Source organism: Azospirillum melinis (assembly GCF_013340935.1).
Lineage (GTDB): Bacteria > Pseudomonadota > Alphaproteobacteria > Azospirillales > Azospirillaceae > Azospirillum > Azospirillum melinis.
In genome coordinates, this window is record NZ_WHOS01000074.1 from 1 (window position 1) to 17,142 (window position 17,142).

The 17,142-nt window shown below is 68.4% G+C and carries 14 protein-coding genes, 2 tRNA genes and 1 pseudogene; 15 read left to right on the forward strand and 2 right to left on the reverse strand.

The window, feature by feature from the left end; genetic code table 11:
* The 11 genes and pseudogenes from GBZ48_RS31675 to egtB form a co-directional block, all read left to right on the forward strand.
* Positions 1–112 (forward strand): annotated as a pseudogene (locus GBZ48_RS31675) (IS5/IS1182 family transposase); the annotation flags it as partial.
* A gap of 60 nt (positions 113–172) precedes the next feature.
* A complete protein-coding gene (locus GBZ48_RS31680) occupies positions 173–1,132 on the forward strand; it encodes a UDP-glucose 4-epimerase family protein (RefSeq protein WP_174474651.1) in 960 nt (319 codons plus the stop codon).
* Positions 1,133–1,209: 77 nt separating this feature from the next.
* Complete coding sequence (locus GBZ48_RS31685) at positions 1,210–3,144, forward strand: polysaccharide biosynthesis protein (RefSeq protein WP_174474652.1); 1,935 nt, start codon at positions 1,210–1,212, stop codon at positions 3,142–3,144.
* Between the two features lie 161 nt (positions 3,145–3,305).
* Positions 3,306–3,380: transfer RNA gene (locus GBZ48_RS31690), tRNA-Thr, on the forward strand.
* A gap of 36 nt (positions 3,381–3,416) precedes the next feature.
* A tRNA-Thr gene (locus GBZ48_RS31695) sits at positions 3,417–3,491 on the forward strand.
* 136 nt (positions 3,492–3,627) lie between these two features.
* Positions 3,628–4,707 (forward strand): chorismate synthase, encoded by a 1,080-nt coding sequence (aroC, locus tag GBZ48_RS31700; protein WP_174474653.1) that lies wholly within the window; start codon positions 3,628–3,630, stop codon positions 4,705–4,707.
* A 7-nt stretch (positions 4,708–4,714) separates the two neighbouring features.
* Complete coding sequence (locus tag GBZ48_RS31705) at positions 4,715–5,320, forward strand: invasion associated locus B family protein (RefSeq protein ID WP_246307593.1); 606 nt, start codon at positions 4,715–4,717, stop codon at positions 5,318–5,320.
* 64 nt (positions 5,321–5,384) lie between these two features.
* A complete protein-coding gene (rnr, locus tag GBZ48_RS31710) occupies positions 5,385–7,535 on the forward strand; it encodes a ribonuclease R (protein ID WP_174474654.1) in 2,151 nt (716 codons plus the stop codon).
* Between the two features lie 391 nt (positions 7,536–7,926).
* Positions 7,927–9,495, forward strand: coding sequence for a S41 family peptidase (locus GBZ48_RS31715; protein WP_343049746.1), 1,569 nt, complete (start codon positions 7,927–7,929; stop codon positions 9,493–9,495).
* A gap of 157 nt (positions 9,496–9,652) precedes the next feature.
* Positions 9,653–9,820 (forward strand): 50S ribosomal protein L33, encoded by a 168-nt coding sequence (gene rpmG, locus GBZ48_RS31720; protein WP_012974790.1) that lies wholly within the window; start codon positions 9,653–9,655, stop codon positions 9,818–9,820.
* A gap of 228 nt (positions 9,821–10,048) precedes the next feature.
* On the forward strand, positions 10,049–11,422 hold the full coding sequence (egtB, locus tag GBZ48_RS31725; protein ID WP_343049747.1) for an ergothioneine biosynthesis protein EgtB: 1,374 nt from the start codon (positions 10,049–10,051) through the stop codon (positions 11,420–11,422).
* Here the strand turns inward: egtB and GBZ48_RS31730 are convergent.
* Together GBZ48_RS31730 and GBZ48_RS31735 are read right to left on the reverse strand one after the other, a co-directional pair.
* Entirely contained in the window at positions 11,346–12,686 is a 1,341-nt protein-coding gene (locus GBZ48_RS31730; protein ID WP_174474656.1) for a PAS domain-containing protein, read from the reverse strand. The two genes, egtB and GBZ48_RS31730, sit on opposite strands and share 77 nt — an antisense overlap.
* Before the next feature lie 70 nt (positions 12,687–12,756).
* Entirely contained in the window at positions 12,757–12,948 is a 192-nt protein-coding gene (locus tag GBZ48_RS31735; protein WP_174474657.1) for a hypothetical protein, read from the reverse strand.
* A 364-nt stretch (positions 12,949–13,312) separates the two neighbouring features.
* Here GBZ48_RS31735 and GBZ48_RS31740 point away from each other — a divergent pair, with 364 nt between their 5' ends.
* From GBZ48_RS31740 to leuA, 4 genes are all read left to right on the forward strand, one after another.
* Positions 13,313–13,762 carry a pilus assembly protein TadG-related protein gene (locus tag GBZ48_RS31740; RefSeq protein WP_098739305.1) on the forward strand — a complete coding sequence of 150 codons (450 nt, stop codon included), beginning with the start codon at positions 13,313–13,315 and terminating at the stop codon, positions 13,760–13,762.
* 123 nt (positions 13,763–13,885) lie between these two features.
* Positions 13,886–14,281, forward strand: a complete 396-nt coding sequence (locus tag GBZ48_RS31745; RefSeq protein ID WP_174474658.1) for a CidA/LrgA family protein — start codon at positions 13,886–13,888, stop codon at positions 14,279–14,281.
* Positions 14,278–15,000, forward strand: a complete 723-nt coding sequence (locus tag GBZ48_RS31750; RefSeq protein WP_174474659.1) for an LrgB family protein — start codon at positions 14,278–14,280, stop codon at positions 14,998–15,000. The genes GBZ48_RS31745 and GBZ48_RS31750 overlap by 4 nt, the downstream gene beginning before the upstream one ends.
* A 423-nt stretch (positions 15,001–15,423) precedes the next feature.
* Entirely contained in the window at positions 15,424–17,133 is a 1,710-nt protein-coding gene (gene leuA / locus GBZ48_RS31755; RefSeq protein ID WP_425486031.1) for a 2-isopropylmalate synthase, read from the forward strand.
* The last annotated feature ends 9 nt before the right edge of the window (positions 17,134–17,142 follow it).

A 17,142-nucleotide genomic window follows, 5' to 3' on the forward strand; every position in this document is an offset into this window, starting at 1 on the left:
TATGTTTGGACGCCTCAAGGACTTCCGGCGCATTGCCACCCGCTATGACCGCTCCGCCACCAACTTCATGGCCGCCGTCCACATCGCCGCAACCGTCGCCTACTGGTTATGAGTCCGGACCCTAAGGCATGCTTGACTGCACCAACCGAATCCAGCCCGGACCGTCCTTCCCATGCGCGTTCTCCTGACCGGCGCCACCGGCTTCGTCGGCCGCCACACCATCCCGCTTCTGGCCGCCCACGGGCACACGGTGCGTGCCGCCCTGCGCAACCCGCAGGATGGGCCATGGGAGCCGGCGGTGGTGGAACCGGCGGTGGTCGGCGACATCGGCTCCGGCACCGACTGGACCGCGGCGCTGGTCGGCATCGACGCGGTGATCCACATGGCGGCCCGCGTCCATGTGATGCGCGACAAGGCCACCGACCCGCTGGCGGAGTTCCGCCGCGTCAACACGGCCGGCACGATCCGGCTGGCGGCGCAGGCGGCCACCGCCGGGGTCAAGCGCTTCGTCTTCCTCAGCAGCATCAAGGCGATGGTGGATGAAAGCCGGCCCGCCCCGCTGGACGAGGCGACGGCACCCGATCCCCACAGCCCCTATGGCATCTCGAAGCTGGAGGCGGAACGCGGGCTGGCGGCGATCTCCGCCCGCACCGGCATGGAGGTGGTGGTGATCCGGCCGCCGCTGGTCTATGGCCCCGGTGCGGCCGGCAACATGCGGGCCCTGGTCAAGCTGGTGGCGACCGGCCTGCCGCTGCCGCTCGGCGGCATCCACAACCGGCGCAGCCTGATCTATGTCGGCAACCTCGCCGACGCGGTGGTGACGGTGCTGGAACATCCCGACGCCGCCGGCCGGACCTTCCTGGTCCAGGATGGAGAGCCGGTTTCGACCGCCGAACTGGTGCGCACTATTGCCGAAGCGCTCGGCCGGCCGGCACGGCTGGTCCCGGTGCCGCGCGGGCTGATGGCGCTGGGGGCGGCGCTGACCGGCACCCGGGCGGTGTTCGACCGGCTGGCCGGCACGCTGACGGTGGATGACGGCCCCATCCGCAAAAGGCTCGGCTGGCGCCCGCCCCATGACCTTGCGTCCGGGTTGCGCGCCACCGCGGAATGGTTCAAAGCTTCCCGCGGCTGATTTCCGGGCTGGAACAGCCATGGCCGGCTCCAGTCCGCCGGTTTCCACGGCCGAACGAATGAACAAGGTTTAGCGGCATGCGCATCCCGTCCGCACGGGCCTCCCTGGTTTTCCTGCACGATCTGGTGATGACCGGGGTCGCGCTGGTCGTCGCGCTGTATCTGCGGGTGGGCGGTTCCGCCTTCGGCCTGTATTTCGACGCCCTGACCATCGCGCTGCCGGTGCTAGTCGGCGTTTCGGCCGCGGTTTTCCTGCTGTTCGGGCTGTACCGCGGCATCTGGCGCTACGCCTCCATTCCCGATCTGATGCAGGTGGTGCGCGCCGTCACGGTGGCGGTCCTGTGCTTCGTGCTGGCGATGTTCCTGCTGACGCGAGCCGAACTGCTGCCGCGCTCGCTGCCGCCGATCCTGTGGCTGGTGCAGATGCTTCTGCTCGGCGGGCCGCGCTTCGCCTACCGCTTCATGAAAGACCGCCGCTTCAGCTGGGCCGAGGCGGTGGAGGGCGTGCCGCGCATTCCCGTGCTGCTGCTGGGCGTCGGTGACGCGACGGAGCTGTTCATCCGCTCGCTCGACCAGCCGGGCCAGTCGGCCTACCGCGTGGTCGGCATTCTCGACGACAAGGGCCGGCGCGTCGGCCATGCGGTGCGCGGCGTGCCGGTGCTGGGCGGTCCCGACGACCTGGAACAGGTGGTCCAGACGCTGGAGCGCAAGCACGAGCGGCCGCAGCGGCTGATCGTCACCAAGGGCAATGCCGAGTTGAAGGGGTCGACCCTGCGCAGCCTGCTCGACCGGGCGGAGGCGCTGGGGCTGGTCCTGTCGCGCCTGCCCAGCCTGACCGAGTTCAAGTCGGCGCTCGGCGAAGGCAAGGGCATCGAGGTGCGACCCATCGCGCTGGAAGACCTGCTGGGCCGGCCGCAGGCGGTGCTGGACCGCGGCGCCATTTCCGGACTGGTCGGCGGGCGGCGGGTGATCGTCACCGGCGCCGGCGGCACCATCGGCAGCGAACTGGTCCGCCAGATCGCCGCACTGGGACCGGAACGGCTGATCCTGCTCGATGCCGGGGAGTTCAACCTCTACAGCATCGAGATGGAGGTGCGGGAGAAGTTCCCCGACCTCGACCCGCGTCCGGTGATCGCCGACGTGCGCGACCGCGACCGCATCATGCGTCTATTCCATGAGGAGCGCCCTGCCCTGGTCTTCCACGCCGCGGCGCTGAAGCATGTGCCGCTGGTGGAGGCCAACCCGTGCGAGGGCACGCTGACCAACGTCGTCGGCACCCGCAACGTGGCCGATGCGGCCCGCGCCGCCGGCTGCCTCGCCATGGTGCTGATCTCCACCGACAAGGCGATCCGCCCGACCAGCGTGATGGGGGCGGCCAAGCGCTTCGCCGAGACCTATTGCCAGGCGCTGGACGTGCTGCCGCCGCGCGACGGCACGGAACACGCCACCCGCTACATGACCGTGCGCTTCGGCAATGTGCTGGGCTCGTCGGGCTCGGTGGTGCCTCTGTTCACCCGCCAGTTGGCCAAGGGCGGCCCGCTGACCGTCACCCATCCCGACATGCGCCGCTATTTCATGACGGTGCGCGAAGCGGTGGAACTTGTGCTGCAGGCCTCAGCCCACGGCGCCACCCGGGCGGAGGATCGCGGCAAGATCCTGGTGCTGGACATGGGCGAGCCGGTGAAGATCGCCGATCTTGCCCGCCAGATGATCCGGCTGGCCGGCTACCGCCCCGGCGTGGACATCGAGATCGCCTATACCGGCCTGCGTCCCGGCGAGAAGCTGTTCGAGGAAATCCTGACCGCCGCGGAGGCGCCGAGCCGCACCGAGGCCGACGGCGTCTTCCTCGCCTCCCCCCGGTTGATCGACTATGCGCTGATCAACCGCGCCGTGGGCGAGTTGGAGGCGGCTGCGCGGGCCGGCGATGGCGAGCGTGTTCTCTCGATCCTCGGCACCGTCGTGCCCGATTTCCGCGCCGAAGCGGTGCTTCCGCCGGCCGCGACGCAGGCCTGATCCGGGCAGCCGTTCCGGGCGCGAAAAAAAGTAAGGGACAAGGTGATTTTAAGCGCTTGCATCCCCAAAAGGCCTGTGGCATAACCCGCGCCACTTCGGGGGGCGGTCAAGCCTGAACGCCTCACCCGGACGCATCGCCCCAGCGATGATCGGTTATCGGGGCTGCCGTAGCTCAGTGGTAGAGCACTCCCTTGGTAAGGGAGAGGTCGAGAGTTCAATCCTCTCTGGCAGCACCATTCCTCCGATCTTCTTATAAGGCGCCTGCATCTGGCGCTGCCGTAGCTCAGTGGTAGAGCACTCCCTTGGTAAGGGAGAGGTCGAGAGTTCAATCCTCTCTGGCAGCACCATTCCCTCTTTTAAAAACTCTCCCTTAAAAATCAGCGCATCGCTTCCTTGACCTTGCCGCCGAAAGGCCGCAAGAAATCCGCGCAAATAGACGCTACGTCATTTATCGGCGCGGGTTCGTTTCGGGAGGATGTCACCATGGCCGGCAACAGCTTCGGCACGCTTTTCCGCTTCACCACCTGGGGCGAGAGCCACGGCCCGGCCATCGGCGTCGTCGTGGACGGCTGCCCGTCGCTGCTCGACCTCGTGGCGGAAACGGACATCCAGCCCTGGATGGACAAGCGCCGGCCCGGCCAGTCGCGCTACACGACCCAGCGCCAGGAACCCGATCAGGTGAGGATCCTGTCAGGCGTTTTCGAAGGCAAGACGACCGGCACGCCCATCTCGCTGCTGATCGAGAACACCGACCAACGTTCCAAGGACTACAGCGACATCGCCGGCAAATTCCGCCCCGGCCATGCCGACTACACCTACTGGCAGAAATACGGCATCCGCGATTACCGCGGCGGCGGCCGCTCCTCGGCGCGGGAAACCGCCTGCCGGGTCGCCGCCGGCGCGGTGGCGCGCAAGGTGCTGGGGTCCGCCATCCAGGTGCGCGGTGCGCTGGTGCAGGTCGGCCCGCACAAGATCGACCGCAGCCGCTGGGACTGGGCGGAGATCGACAACAACCCCTTCTTCTGCCCCGACCCGGTCGCCGCCACCCAATGGGCCGAGTATCTCGACGGCATCCGCAAGAGCGGCTCGTCGGTCGGCGCGGTGGTCGAACTGGTGGCCTCCGGCGTGCCGGTGGGACTGGGCGACCCGCTCTATGACAAGCTCGACAGCGACCTCGCCTGCGCGATGATGACGATCAACGCGGTCAAGGGCGTCGAGATCGGCAACGGCTTCGCCGCCGCCGAACTGACCGGCGAGGACAACGCCGACCAGATGCGCATGGGGCCGGACGGCCAGCCGCAGTTCCTGACCAACAATGCCGGCGGCATCCTGGGCGGCATCTCCACCGGGCAGGACATCGTCGTCCGCTTCGCGGTGAAGCCGACCAGCTCGATCCTGACGCCGCGCCAGACGGTGGACACCGCCGGCAACGACACCGACATCCTGACCAAGGGCCGTCACGACCCCTGCGTCGGCATCCGCGCCGTGCCGGTGGGCGAGGCGATGATGGCCTGCGTCCTGGCCGACCATCTGCTGCGTCGGCGGGCGGAACGGCGGGAGTGACCGCCCGATGCCCGGCCAGATGCCCAGACGCCGCCACGGACAGCGCCTGATCCCAGCCCTGGCGATGCTGGCCGCCATCGCCTTTGCCGCCATTGCTGCCGCTCCGGCGGCAATGGCGGACGACAAGCCGTTCCGGGAGTTCGACGAAAGCTTCAAGAGCTGGAAGCTCTACTGCCAGCTCTGGTCCGGCACACGGCAGGTCGAATGCGAGCTGTCCGCCCGCGGCGTCAACGACCGCACCGCCCGGCTGATCTGGCTGCGCTCGACCGAGCGCTGGCGCGAGGGGCTGCGCTTCCGCGTTTCCCCCGAATCGCTGGATTTGGACAGGCTGGTCCGCGTCTGGGCCGATCGGGCGGTGTTCAAGCCCGATTCCCCCTGCAAGCCCTTCCGCTTCGAAACCAACACCTGCGCGATGACCGATCCCGACCTGAACCGCCGCATGGTGGAGAAGATCGCCCCGGCACCGGAGGTTTCCATCGTCGGCCAGTCGCCGGCCGGAGAGAAGACGGAGGTCCGCTTCCCGCTGGCCGGCTTCCGCGAGGCGCTGGAGCGCAGCGACGCCATCCGGGCGATGGTCGGCCGCAGCTGGGCGACGGCCCCTGGTGCTGAGTGAAAGCGGCGTGGACTGATCCCTATATAGCCATACCAGCGACAAGAACCGACGGATCCCCCGCCCAGTGACCGACAGCCATTTCCCCAGCAAGGACGCCATCCTCGCCTTCATCCGGTCCAGCACCACGCCCATCGGCAAGCGCGAGATCGCCCGCGCCTTCAAACTGTCCGGATCGGCCGACCGGGAGACGCTGAAGGATCTGCTGCGGGAGCTGGAGGCGGACGGTACGGTGGAGCGCGGGCGCAACAAGCGCATGGCCCCGCCCCAGGCCCTGCCCGCCGTTGCCGTGCTGCTGGTCACCGGCGTCGATGCGGACGGCGAGCTTTCCGCCCGGCCGCTGACCTGGACCGGCGAGGGCAACCCGCCGCGCATCTTCCTGCTGCCGGAGAAGAAGTCGCGGGGAGAGGACAAGCCGCTGGCGGTCGGCGACACGCTGCTGGCGAAGCTTGCCCGCATCAACGACCGTCTTTATGAGGCGCGCGTCATCCGCCGCATCGACGGCGAGCGCGAGGGCCGCATCCTCGGAGTCTACCGGCCGAGCGCCGATGGCGGGCGCATCCACCCGACCGACCGCCGCCACAAGACTGAATTCCTGGTGCTGCCGCCCAACCGCGGCGATGCCGAGCCGGGCGACCTCGTCTTCGCCGACATCCTGCCGGCCGGGCGCGCCGGCCAGCCGCAGGCCCGCGTGGTCGAGCGGCTGGGCTCCACCGACGAGCCGCGCGCCTTCAGCCTGATCGCCATCCATGCCCACGGCATCCCCACCGTCTTTCCGCACGCAGCCTTGCGCGAGGCGGAACTGGCGGCGGTCCCCGCACTAATGCAGCGGGAGGATCTGCGCGACATCCCGCTGGTGACCATCGACGGCGTCGATGCCCGCGACTTCGACGATGCCGTGTGGGCGGAGGCCGACGGCGATCCGGAGAATCCGGACGGCTGGCACCTGATCGTCGCCATCGCCGACGTCTCCTATTACGTGCGCCCTGGATCGGCGCTTGACCGCACCGCCTACGAGCGCGGCAACTCCGTCTATTTCCCCGACCGCGTCGTGCCGATGCTGCCGGAGGCACTGTCGAACGGGCTGTGTTCGCTGCGGCCGGGGGAGGACCGCGCCTGTCTGGCCTTCCACCTGTGGATCGACCGCAACGGTGTGCTGATCCGCCATCGTCTGGTGCGCGGGCTGATGCGGTCGGCGGCGCGGCTGACCTATGAGCAGGTGCAGGACTGCCACGATGGCCGGACGGACGAGGTGACGGGGCCACTCGCCGACAGCGTGATCGCCCCGCTGTTCGGCGCCTATGCCCGGCTTGCCGCCGCCCGTGCCAAGCGCGGCACACTGGAGTTGGACCTGCCCGAGCGCCGCGTCCACATCGACGAACGCGGTCGGGTCGCCGAGATCGCCAGACGCGAGCGCCACGACAGCCATAGACTGATCGAGGAGTTCATGATCGCCGCCAACGTCGCGGCGGCGGAGGTGCTGGAGCGGCGCACCATGCCCGGTCTCTTCCGCGTCCACGACCGGCCCTCGATGGAGAAGATGGAGGCGTTGCGCGGCTTTCTGGCCGGGATCGGCCACCCGCTGACCAAGAGCGCCGACCTGACGCCCGACCACTTCACCCGCATCCTGCGTAAGGTGGAGGGGACATCGCACGCTTCGCTGGTCAGCGAGGTGGTCCTGCGCGCCCAGGCCCAGGCCGCCTACAGCCCGGACAACATCGGCCATTTCGGGCTGGCGCTGCACCGCTACGCCCATTTCACCTCGCCGATCCGCCGCTATGCCGACCTGATCGTCCACCGCGCCCTGATCCGCACGCTGGGGCTGGGCGTCGGCGGGCTGGACGACGAGACGCTGGGCCGGCTGGAGGAGATCGGGGACCATCTGTCCGGCACCGAACGCCGCGCCGCCACCGCCGAACGCGACGCGGTGGACCGCTACACCGCCGCCTTCCTGGCCGACCGCATCGGGGAACGTTTCAGCGGCCGAATCTCCGGCGTCAGCCGCTTCGGGCTGTTCGTGCGGCTGGACGAGAGCGGCGCCGACGGGCTGGTTCCGGCCAGCAGCCTGCCCGACGACCGCTACGACCATGACGAGGCCGCGCACGCCCTGGTGGGACAGCGTACGGGGCGAACGTACCGCCTCGGCAGCCCGGTCAAGGTGGTGCTGGTGGAGGCCGATCCGGTCAGCGGCAGTACGCTTTTCCGGCTGGCCAACTGAGGCCTGACGGAAGGGTCACCCCAGACCCGTTGCAGAATGGCAACGCTTGGGCCAGGAGGCCGGCCGGAAGGCGACTCGTGGGCAGGTCACGGTTTCAGGGTACCGGCGCCATACAAGCGTGGCCTTGGCGACACAGGGTTGGACATTCCGCAACATTGTGGTGCGGCCCGCAATTTTGTCCCGCCCGCCCTCCTGAACGAAGGTGTATCTATCACCCATCCGGGATCGGGAACATCCTCCTCCGGTCCGGCTGCAGGAAAGGGAGGCCGCGGTTCGCCCCATGGCCCAGTTCGATCACAACGTGTGCGATCACGGCGTGTGCGACCAGAATGCACCGTCCCACGTGCCGTCTTTTCGGATCTCCGCCCTATCGGGCGCCCTGATTTCAGGTGTGGCGCGCCGCTTCAGCCGCCCGCTCCGTCATCTGGCCTTCCAATTTTCCGCCGCAGCCCTTCTCGCCACCACCGCTCTCGCCGGAACTCCGCAGGCAGCGAACACCGCGCCGCAGCCGGTGACCGAACAGGTTTTCTCCGTCGGCTTCGCCAAGATCGCCGAGGTCTATCTGGAGCCGGTGTCCTTCAACCGCCTGGGAATGGACGGGTTGAAAGGACTGACCGCGCTCGACCCGTCGGTGACGGTGGAGCATGCCGGCAGCACCGTACGCCTGTACGTGTCGGGCGCCCTGGCGGCGGAGTACGGTGCTGCGGCCGATGGCGACGCCGCCGGCTGGGCGGTTCTGACCACCCGCATCATCGACCGCGCCCGCGTCTACTCCCCCACCCTGGCGAAAGCGACGCCGGAGCGACTGTATCAGGTGGTGTTCGACGGCGTCACCGCCGATCTGGACGGCTATTCCCGCTACACCGGTGTCCAGCGCGCCAGCAACGAACGCGCCCAGCGCGAGGGGTATGGCGGCGTCGGCCTATCGCTGGACACCACATCCAACGGTCGCGTCATCGTGCATGACGTGATGCCGCACAGCCCGGCCGAGCGCGTCGGCATCGTCGACGGTGACCAGCTTCTCGCCATCGATGGCGACCTGACGACACGGATGAGCGCGGCGGACATGCGCGAGCGGTTGCGCGGCCCCACCGGCACGCTGGTCACGCTGACCGTCGCCCGCGACAATGGCGCCCCCCGCCGGCTGCCGCTGCGCCGCGAGCGGGTGGTGCCGAACACCGTCACCTATTCGCTGTCCGGCGACGTCGGCATCGTCAAGCTCGACCGCTTCAACGCCACCACGGCCTCCAGCCTGCGGTCGGCGGTGACCTCCATCCGTCAGGCGGCAGGGCCGACGCTGCAAGGCATGGTTCTTGACCTGCGCGGCAATCCGGGCGGTCTGCTGGATCAGGCGGTCGCGGTCGCCGACCTGTTCATCCGCCGCGGCCGGATCATCTCCACCGAAGGACGCAACCCCGAAAGCCGCCAGCGCTTCGACGCCAACCCCGACGACCTGCTCGACGGGCTGCCGCTGGTGGTGCTGGTCGACGGTCGCTCCGCCTCGTCGGCGGAGGTGGTGGCAGCGGCGCTGCAGGACTCGGGCCGTGCGGTGGTGGTCGGTGCCTCCAGCTATGGCAAGGGCAGCGTCCAGACGGTCAACCGCCTTCCCAACGACGGCGAGCTGTTCCTGACCTGGAGCCGCATCTACACCCCGGCCGGCTATACCCTGCATCGCCAGGGCGTCCAGCCCACCGTCTGCACCAGCCGGGCCGGCCAGACCGATCCGGAGGCTCTGCTGTCCGACCTGCGCGAGGGGCGGCTGCGCCCGGCGCAGGTGGCGAGCTGGCGGTCCAAGGCGGCCGACGACGAGCATGCTCTGAGCGCCCTGCGCGAAGCCTGCCCGTGGAAGGAGCACGAGCCGGAACTGGACCTGAAGGTCGCCATGCGTCTGCTGGCCGAGCCGGGGCTGTACCAGCGCGCCGTCGCCACCGCCGTGGTCAACACGGTGGCGGAGCGCTGACACCTGTTTCGGGGGACGTCGCTGTGGCAATCGCCGTCGGACGCCAGATTCACCGCCCATAGGGCTTGACATTGCGGCGTCAGACGGTATTTTCCGCCGCTACGACGCCGCCCCCGCCGGGCCGGCGGGGCACGGATTTTTTGTCGGGATCGAGATCATGGCCAAGCAGAACACCGTCCTCATCAAGCTGGTGAGCACGGCTGACACCGGTTTCTTCTACGTGAAGAAGAAGAACCCGAAGAAGACCACCGAGAAGCTGTCGTTCCGCAAGTACGACCCGGTGGCGCGCAAGCACGTCGAGTTCAAGGAAGCCAAGATCAAGTAAGTCTTGTCCGACACTGAGCTGTGCTTCCAGTGAACAAGGCCGCCTTCCGGGCGGCCTTTTCGTTTTTGGTTCCATGCATCGCCGGTGCCTTTTAGCGGCCATTGCAGATGCGGCGTCCGGTCGCAGCCGCTATTTGCGGTGACCGTTCCACCACGGATGCATGCATTCCAAAAGTGGCGCTCCGGGTGGACACTCTCCGAAGAGATCCGGATTTCGGAGGGACCGCCCGTGCCCGACACACATCCCATCCTGAGCGCAGGTCCGACCGCCGTGCAATCCCTCACCCAGCGCCGGCAGTCCCTCGCCACCCGCTTCCAGAAGGCGCGTTCCCGCACCGCCGAACTGGTCGCCACCCTGTCGCCGGAAGACCAGATGGTGCAGACCGTTCCGGACGGCGCACCGGCGAAATGGCATCTCGCCCACACCAGCTGGCTGTTCGAGGTCGCGGTGCTGATTCCCTTCAGCCCCGGCTATCGGGCGGCAGACCCGGCCTTCCTCGACCTGTTCGCCGCCAACAGCGATGGCGGCGTCGCGCCCACCCGCGTTCTGTCGCGCCCGACAGCGGCCGAGATCATGCGCCATCGCGACCAGATCAACGCCGCGGTGCTGCATCTGATCGACGGCATCGACGACGGGCTTTGGGACTCTGCCGAATCAGCGCTGATGATGGCCATCGCCCACGAGCGGCGCCATCAGGAACGCATGCTGCTGCACATCAAGCATGCCCTGTGGAGCAACCCGCTGCGTCCGGCCTACGAGCAGGCGCCCGACCACCCGCATCTGGGTGCCCCGCCCGATGGCTGGCTGGATCAGCCCGGCGGCCTCGTCGAGGTCGGCCGGCCGATGCCATTGCCCGGATTCGACCATGAGAGCCCGCGCCACCGCGTCTGGCTGGAGCCCTACCGGCTGGCTGCCCGCCCGGTGACCTGCGGCGACTACCTCGCCTTCATAGAGGCGGGCGGTTACGGCGACCGCTCCCTCTGGCTGTCCGACGGCTGGGAGATCGCAAAGGCCGAAGGCTGGAGCGCCCCGCTCTACTGGCAGCGCGGCGATTCCGAGTCGGGCAGCCCCTGGCAGGTCTTCACCCTCTATGGCATGCAACCGCTCGATGCCGACGAGCCGGTCTGCCATATCAGCTGGTACGAGGCCGATGCCTATGCCCGCTGGGCCGGCAAGCGCCTGCCGCGGGAGGCAGAATGGGAAGCGGTCGCCGCCGCCTGCGACAGCATGGGCAACCTGTTGGGCACCGGCCATCGCCATCCCCGCGCCGGCACCTGCCACGGGACCGGCCCCTGGCAGATGTGCGGCGACGTGTGGGAATGGACCGCCGACGCCTTCACGACATATCCCGGCTACCGCCACCCTCACGCCGGGGACAAGACGGCTCTGGACGAGGCGGTCAACGGCCGGCTCGCCAGCAACCGCATGGTGCTGCGCGGCGGCAGCTGCCTCACCCCCTTCGACCATGCCGGCCCGTGGACGCGCCATTACCTGCGCCCGGAGACCCGGCTGTCGATGAGCGGGTTCAGACTGGCGGAGGATGTGCCGGCGACAGCTGCGCGTCGCCGCCGGCGATCAGCGCCCGCGCCTGCCCCTGGCTGACGACTCCGCGTTCCGTCAGGCGGGACAGCAGCGCGACGGCAAGCTCGGCCTGGGCCCGCGCCTCGCCCTGGGGACCGTTGCGTGGGTGGCGGGGCAAGGCGAAGGCCTCCGCCAAACGGTCGGGCGAAGCACCGGCCAGGGCAGGGTCCAGCGCTGCCGCCAACGCGCCAAGATCGAGCGTCGGCGGCAGCGCCGGTTCGGCGATGCCGGCCAGGGCTGCCGACCGCGCCAGCGCCGCAATCGCCGAGTCGATGCCGATCCCGACGGCGATGCAGTTGTGCAGCGCCTCCTGGATCGCCGGCCACACCGCGGCGAAGGGGCGTTCGCCCGCCACCATGGCGGTGCCGATGCCATGACGGGCCGCCGCCTCGGCCGGTACCGGTTCGATGGGGTCGATCAGCAGGGCGAGCGACACGGTCGGAAAGATGCGCGACCCGACCAGCCGGACGGTGCCGACCGCGATCACCGGACCGCCGTCAGCCTCCACCCCCGCCGTCGCCACCCAAAGCGCAACGAACGGCAGGGCGGCCAACGGCTCCTCGTCGCCAAGCGGGGTGGCGGGCTGGGCCGGGCGCAGGCTGAGCGTGCGCTTGCCGCTGAGGCCGGCCGCGTGGGCCATGCCGCGGGCGGGGAAAGACAGCAGAACACCGGCGCTGAGCCCCAGATCGGCCACCCGCGCCGACAGCTCGCCGTCTTCCGTCCGGCGCAGCACGGCGGTGACAGGAGCACCGCCGCCGCGCGCCCGCTCCATGGCGCGGGCCAGATCGTCACGGAGCAGCGACTTGCCGATGTCGGCACCCTCCTCCACACCCAGCAGGCGGGCCGCGGCAGGGTTCAACTGCTCCACCCGCCCCTGCTCGTCGAGAATCAGCAAGGGATCGTCGGACAGGGCCAGAGCCGCCCGCAAGGCCCGGTCGATGCGCCCGCTGCCCAGCGGCCCCTCACCCAACCCGCGCTCGCCGCCGCGGGCCAGATTGACCGCCTCGGCCAAGCGCGCCAGTTCGCCGGACATCGGTTCGAGATCGACCCTGTTGCGGGCGCCCGACAACCTGTCGGACAGGCGGTCGAGGTCGCGGAAATGGCGCGACAGTCGCGAGAAGACGAACCACACCGACAAAAGTCCGAGCCCGCAGATCGCCAGACCGCGGGTGAAGGCGGTTCGGTCGTCCGCCGCCAGCTGCGTGATCTCCACGCCCAGAAACACCAGCGCGGCCGCCGTCACGGCCAGTCCCAGCATCACCACGCGCCAAACGCCGCCCTTCATCGGGCCGTCTCCTCATCATTGCCCCCGGAGTCTAGCGGGCAGAGGGGAAACGGAGAAGCCGCACGCGTGTTCAGTGCATCGGGACGATGGTCCAGGTGCCTTCCACCTCGACCATCAGGCCGGCCAGCGCACCGCGCACCTCGCCCGACAGGCCGACCAGCAGAAGCGCCACCGCCGCGACAGCCAGCGCATTGTCCAGGAGCGACCGGGTCGGCCAGCGTCCGGTGGAACGGTCACGGGCAGGAGACGGAAAGAACGGCATCGGCGGCTCCGGTCTGGAGGGAGTGGGACTTGGTCCAGCCTACCGACGGCGATGACGAACAAGCCCTTAACCCGGTGCCGGAGAGCACCGCTTGACTCACCTTTGACTCAGCACAGCGGCGTTTCACGAAGGTTTTTAAAGTCGAGACAGCGCTTCACGCCCCCTGCGGACGGCTCTACCCTTTGCCGCCGCATCCGCGAATTTGGGTTACCGCCTTTGCGTAAAATACATAACAACTTGCGCCACGATTTTTGCTGTCCTTCACCTGCATTTCTTGGTTTGCCTGCTTGTCGGATGATGCTAAGAGTGATGCATCCAATGAAAACACTCCTTTCCGCATAGGCAATTGCTTGGGAGGCCGGCAATGACTTTGGTCTATCGTCCCCTGCCCTATGGCGGGCACGAAGACCGGCGGACGGGTCGTCACCTGCTTCTGGTGGTCGCCCTGATCCTTGCCATCCCGACCGCGTTGGGTGCCGGCTGCACCGTCGATGCCCTGCGCAGCTATGCGGTGGAAGCCCGGCTGTCGCAGGCGGTCGATGCTGCCGCGCTGGCCGGCGGGCGCGTGATGTTCGACTCCCAGCGCGACGGACACATCCGCAGCTTCTTCGACAAGGCCTTTCCCAACGGCTTCCTCGGATCGAACCTGTCGCCCCTGACGATTGCCGAGGATGCCGCCGCCGGTACCCTGACGGTCAGCGCCCACGCGACCGTCAACGCCATCTTCCTGCGCCTGTTCGGCAAGAAGGAAGTGACGGTGGAGGCGCAATCCATCGTCCGCCGCGGCCAGCACGTCCGCAGCAAGCTGCAATAACTCCCCCATTTTCTGAACGGGCCTCATCGCCGATTCGCGACGCTCGCATTCGCGGAATGCAGCCCGGTGATTTCGCAACTGCGGTAGAAGGGACGCACAGCGCCCCTTCCACCGGAGTCCGCGATGCTCGGAACCCTGACTCTCCTGCTGCTCTGCCAACTGGCCGGTGAACTGGCCGCCCGCCTGCTGCACCTGCCGGTTCCGGGTCCGGTGCTGGGCATGCTGCTGCTGTTCGCCGGATTGCTGCTGCGCGGCGGCGTACCGGACACGGTGCAGGACACGGCAGGCGGGCTTCTGCGCCACCTGTCGCTGCTCTTCGTGCCAGCCGGCGTCGGGGTGATGGTCCATGTCACCCGCCTGGAGACCGAGGCTTTGCCCATCGTCGTCGCCCTGTTCGGCAGCACCCTGTTCGGCATCGCGGTGACGGCGAAGCTGATGGCCTTCCTGCTGAGCCGAACCGATCCGCGGCTGGAAGAGGAGCCGACGGTAGGAGAGCAGGCCAAGGGAGACCGGGCATGAGCGCCGATCTTCACCAGATCTGGGTCTATCTGTCCGCCAGCCCGCTGGCCGGGCTGACGCTGACGCTGGTCGCCTATCAGATCGGCCTGTGGGTCTTCGAAAAGCTGGGACGGCGCCCGGTGTTGAATCCGGTGCTGATCGCCGTCGTCCTGATCGCCGGAACGCTCAGCCTGTCTGGCATCGACTACCGCACCTATTTCGATGGCGCGCAGTTCGTCCATTTCCTGCTCGGCCCGGCCACGGTGGCGCTCGCCATCCCGCTCTACAACCAGTTCCAGGAGGTTCGCCGCTCGGCCGTGGCTCTGGTGGTGGCGCTGCTGGTGGGGTCCGCCGCCTCGGCACTGAGCGCCGTGGCGCTGGTCTGGGCGTTCGGCGGCAGCAAGGCGACCATCCTGTCGATGGCGCCGAAATCCGTCACCTCCCCCATCGCCATGGGCGTGTCGGAGCAGATCGGCGGCCTGCCGTCGCTGACCGCGGTGTTCGTCATCATCACCGGCATCGTCGCCGCCAGCCTCGGCACCTGGGTGCTGAACCTCGTGCGGGTGAAGGACTGGCGCGCCCGCGGCTTCGGCATGGGCGTGGCGGCGCATGGCATCGGCACCGCCCGCGCCTTGCAGGTCAACGAGGTGGCGGGTGCCTTCGCCGGGTTGGGCATGGGATTGAACGGGCTGGCGACGGCATTGCTGCTGCCGACGCTGTACCACCTGATCTGGGGCTGAAGCGTGAGGATGGGAAGGATGGAAGGGGTGGCGATGGTTGGCGCACCCCGCAGTCCGTTTTTCGCCAATCCGGGCTTGACAGCCATGCCGCACCTGCGCACAGTGCGCCCCATGAACACCATCGACCTGCAGAACGCCCTTCTTCGACTTCTCGGCCCGGCGCTTTAAGCGTCCGGGTTTGTCGCGTTCGCACACCATTTCCATCGGTCGAAGTGTCTGTTCCATGAGCGATGTTTTCAAAGGCGCCGGTATCGGCGTCGCCCGGCCGGGGCCGGGACTGCGACTTACCGACGGTCGCTGAGCCACATCCGGCGGCTCCGCGGCCGTACACCTCGCCGGTCCCTCCGCCTTTCAAAATCCGATCCGCCGCCCCGCCCGCACAGACTGCCGGGTCCGGGGCCGCAACTGGAGCCGAACGACGCCATGAGCACCGCGACCCAAACCAGCACCGCGACCAACATTCCGGCCCTGCCGAAGTCCCCGTCCAAGTACGCCCCCTTCCCCCAGGTGAAGCTGACCGACCGCCAGTGGCCGTCGCGCACCCTGGACAAGGCGCCGATCTGGTGCTCGGTCGACCTGCGCGACGGCAACCAGGCGCTGATCGAGCCGATGGGGCCGGACCGCAAGCGCGCCATGTTCGACCTGCTGCTGCGCATGGGCTTCAAGGAGATCGAGGTCGGCTTCCCCGCCGCGTCGCAGACCGATTTCGACTTCTGCCGCGAGATCATCGACGGCAACAAGATCCCCGACGGCGTCACCATCCAGGTGCTGACCCAGGCGCGCGAGGAGCTGATCCGCCGCACCTTCGAGGGCATCAAGGGGGCCAAGCGCGCCATCGTGCATCTGTACAACTCCACCTCGGAGTTGCAGCGCCGCGTCGTGTTCGGGCTGGACCGCCAGGGCATCGTCGACATCGCCGTCCAGGGTGCCAAGCTGATCAAGCAGCTGGCCGACGAAACCCCGGAAACCGAGATCGTCCTGCAATACTCGCCGGAGAGCTTCACCGGCACCGAACTGGATTTCGCCGTCGAGATCTGCGAAGCGGTGATGGCGGTCTGGCAGCCGACGCCCGAGCGCAGGATCATCCTGAACCTGCCCTCGACGGTCGAGATGTCGATGCCGAACGTCCATGCCGACCAGATCGAGTGGTTCTGCAAGACGATGAAGAACCGCGAATCGGCGATCATCTCGCTGCATCCGCACAATGACCGCGGCACCGGCGTCGCCGCGGCCGAGCTGGGGCTGCTGGCCGGCGCCGACCGCGTCGAAGGCACCCTGTTCGGCAACGGCGAGCGCACCGGCAACGTCGACGTCGTCACGCTGGCGCTGAACATGTTCACCCAGGGCGTCGATCCGGAACTGAACATCGACGACATCAACGAGATCGTCCGCGTTTCCGAATACTGCACGCAGCTGCCGGTCCACCCGCGCCACCCCTATGCCGGCGAACTGGTGTTCACCGCCTTTTCCGGCTCGCACCAGGACGCGATCAACAAGGGGCTGAAGGCGCTGACCAAGTCCAACACCGGCAAGTGGGAGGTCCCGTACCTGCCCATCGACCCGCAGGACCTGGGCCGCAGCTATGAGGCGGTGATCCGCATCAACAGCCAGTCCGGCAAGGGCGGCATCGCCTATGTGCTGGAGAAGGACTACGGCCTGCAGATCCCGCGCCGCCTGCAGATCGAGTTCTCCAAGGTCGTGCAGCGCGTCGCCGACGAGACCGGCAAGGAACTGTCGCCTGCCGACATCCACGCCGCCTTCCAGGCCGAGTATCTGGACGCCGACAGCCCTCTGGAACTGGTCGAGCATTCGACCGAGCCGCGCGGTCCGAACTCGGGCGCCCGCGCCATGAGCGTGGTGATGCGCCGCAACGGCGAGATCATCACCACCAAGGGCAAGGGCAACGGCCCCATCGACGCCTTCCTGGATGCCCTGCGCCAGGGCTGCGGCACCGACCTGCACGTCGTCGATTACCGCGAGCACGCCATCGGCTCCGGCGAGGACGCCCAGGCCTGCGCCTATGTCGAGGTGAAGACCGGCGACAAGACCCTGTTCGGCGTGGGCATCGACGCCGACATCGTGACCGCCTCGCTGCGGGCCCTGGTCAGCGCGGCCAACCGGGCGACGCGGTAACACAAATGG

What these genes read in the sequence shown, in the direction of transcription:
- GBZ48_RS31680 (WP_174474651.1), top strand. Translation starts at nt 173, where the DNA reads ATGCGCGTTCTCCTGACCGGCGCCACCGGCTTCGTCGGCCGCCACACC.
- rpmG (WP_012974790.1), top strand. Translation starts at nt 9,653, where the DNA reads ATGGCCAAGCAGAACACCGTCCTCATCAAGCTGGTGAGCACGGCTGAC.
- GBZ48_RS31750 (WP_174474659.1), top strand. Translation starts at nt 14,278, where the DNA reads ATGAGCGCCGATCTTCACCAGATCTGGGTCTATCTGTCCGCCAGCCCG.
- aroC (WP_174474653.1), top strand. Translation starts at nt 3,628, where the DNA reads ATGGCCGGCAACAGCTTCGGCACGCTTTTCCGCTTCACCACCTGGGGC.
- GBZ48_RS31740 (WP_098739305.1), top strand. Translation starts at nt 13,313, where the DNA reads ATGACTTTGGTCTATCGTCCCCTGCCCTATGGCGGGCACGAAGACCGG.
- GBZ48_RS31685 (WP_174474652.1), top strand. Translation starts at nt 1,210, where the DNA reads ATGCGCATCCCGTCCGCACGGGCCTCCCTGGTTTTCCTGCACGATCTG.
- GBZ48_RS31735 (WP_174474657.1), bottom strand. Translation starts at nt 12,948, where the DNA reads ATGCCGTTCTTTCCGTCTCCTGCCCGTGACCGTTCCACCGGACGCTGG.
- GBZ48_RS31705 (WP_246307593.1), top strand. Translation starts at nt 4,715, where the DNA reads ATGCCCGGCCAGATGCCCAGACGCCGCCACGGACAGCGCCTGATCCCA.
- GBZ48_RS31745 (WP_174474658.1), top strand. Translation starts at nt 13,886, where the DNA reads ATGCTCGGAACCCTGACTCTCCTGCTGCTCTGCCAACTGGCCGGTGAA.
- GBZ48_RS31730 (WP_174474656.1), bottom strand. Translation starts at nt 12,686, where the DNA reads ATGAAGGGCGGCGTTTGGCGCGTGGTGATGCTGGGACTGGCCGTGACG.
- leuA (WP_425486031.1), top strand. Translation starts at nt 15,424, where the DNA reads ATGAGCACCGCGACCCAAACCAGCACCGCGACCAACATTCCGGCCCTG.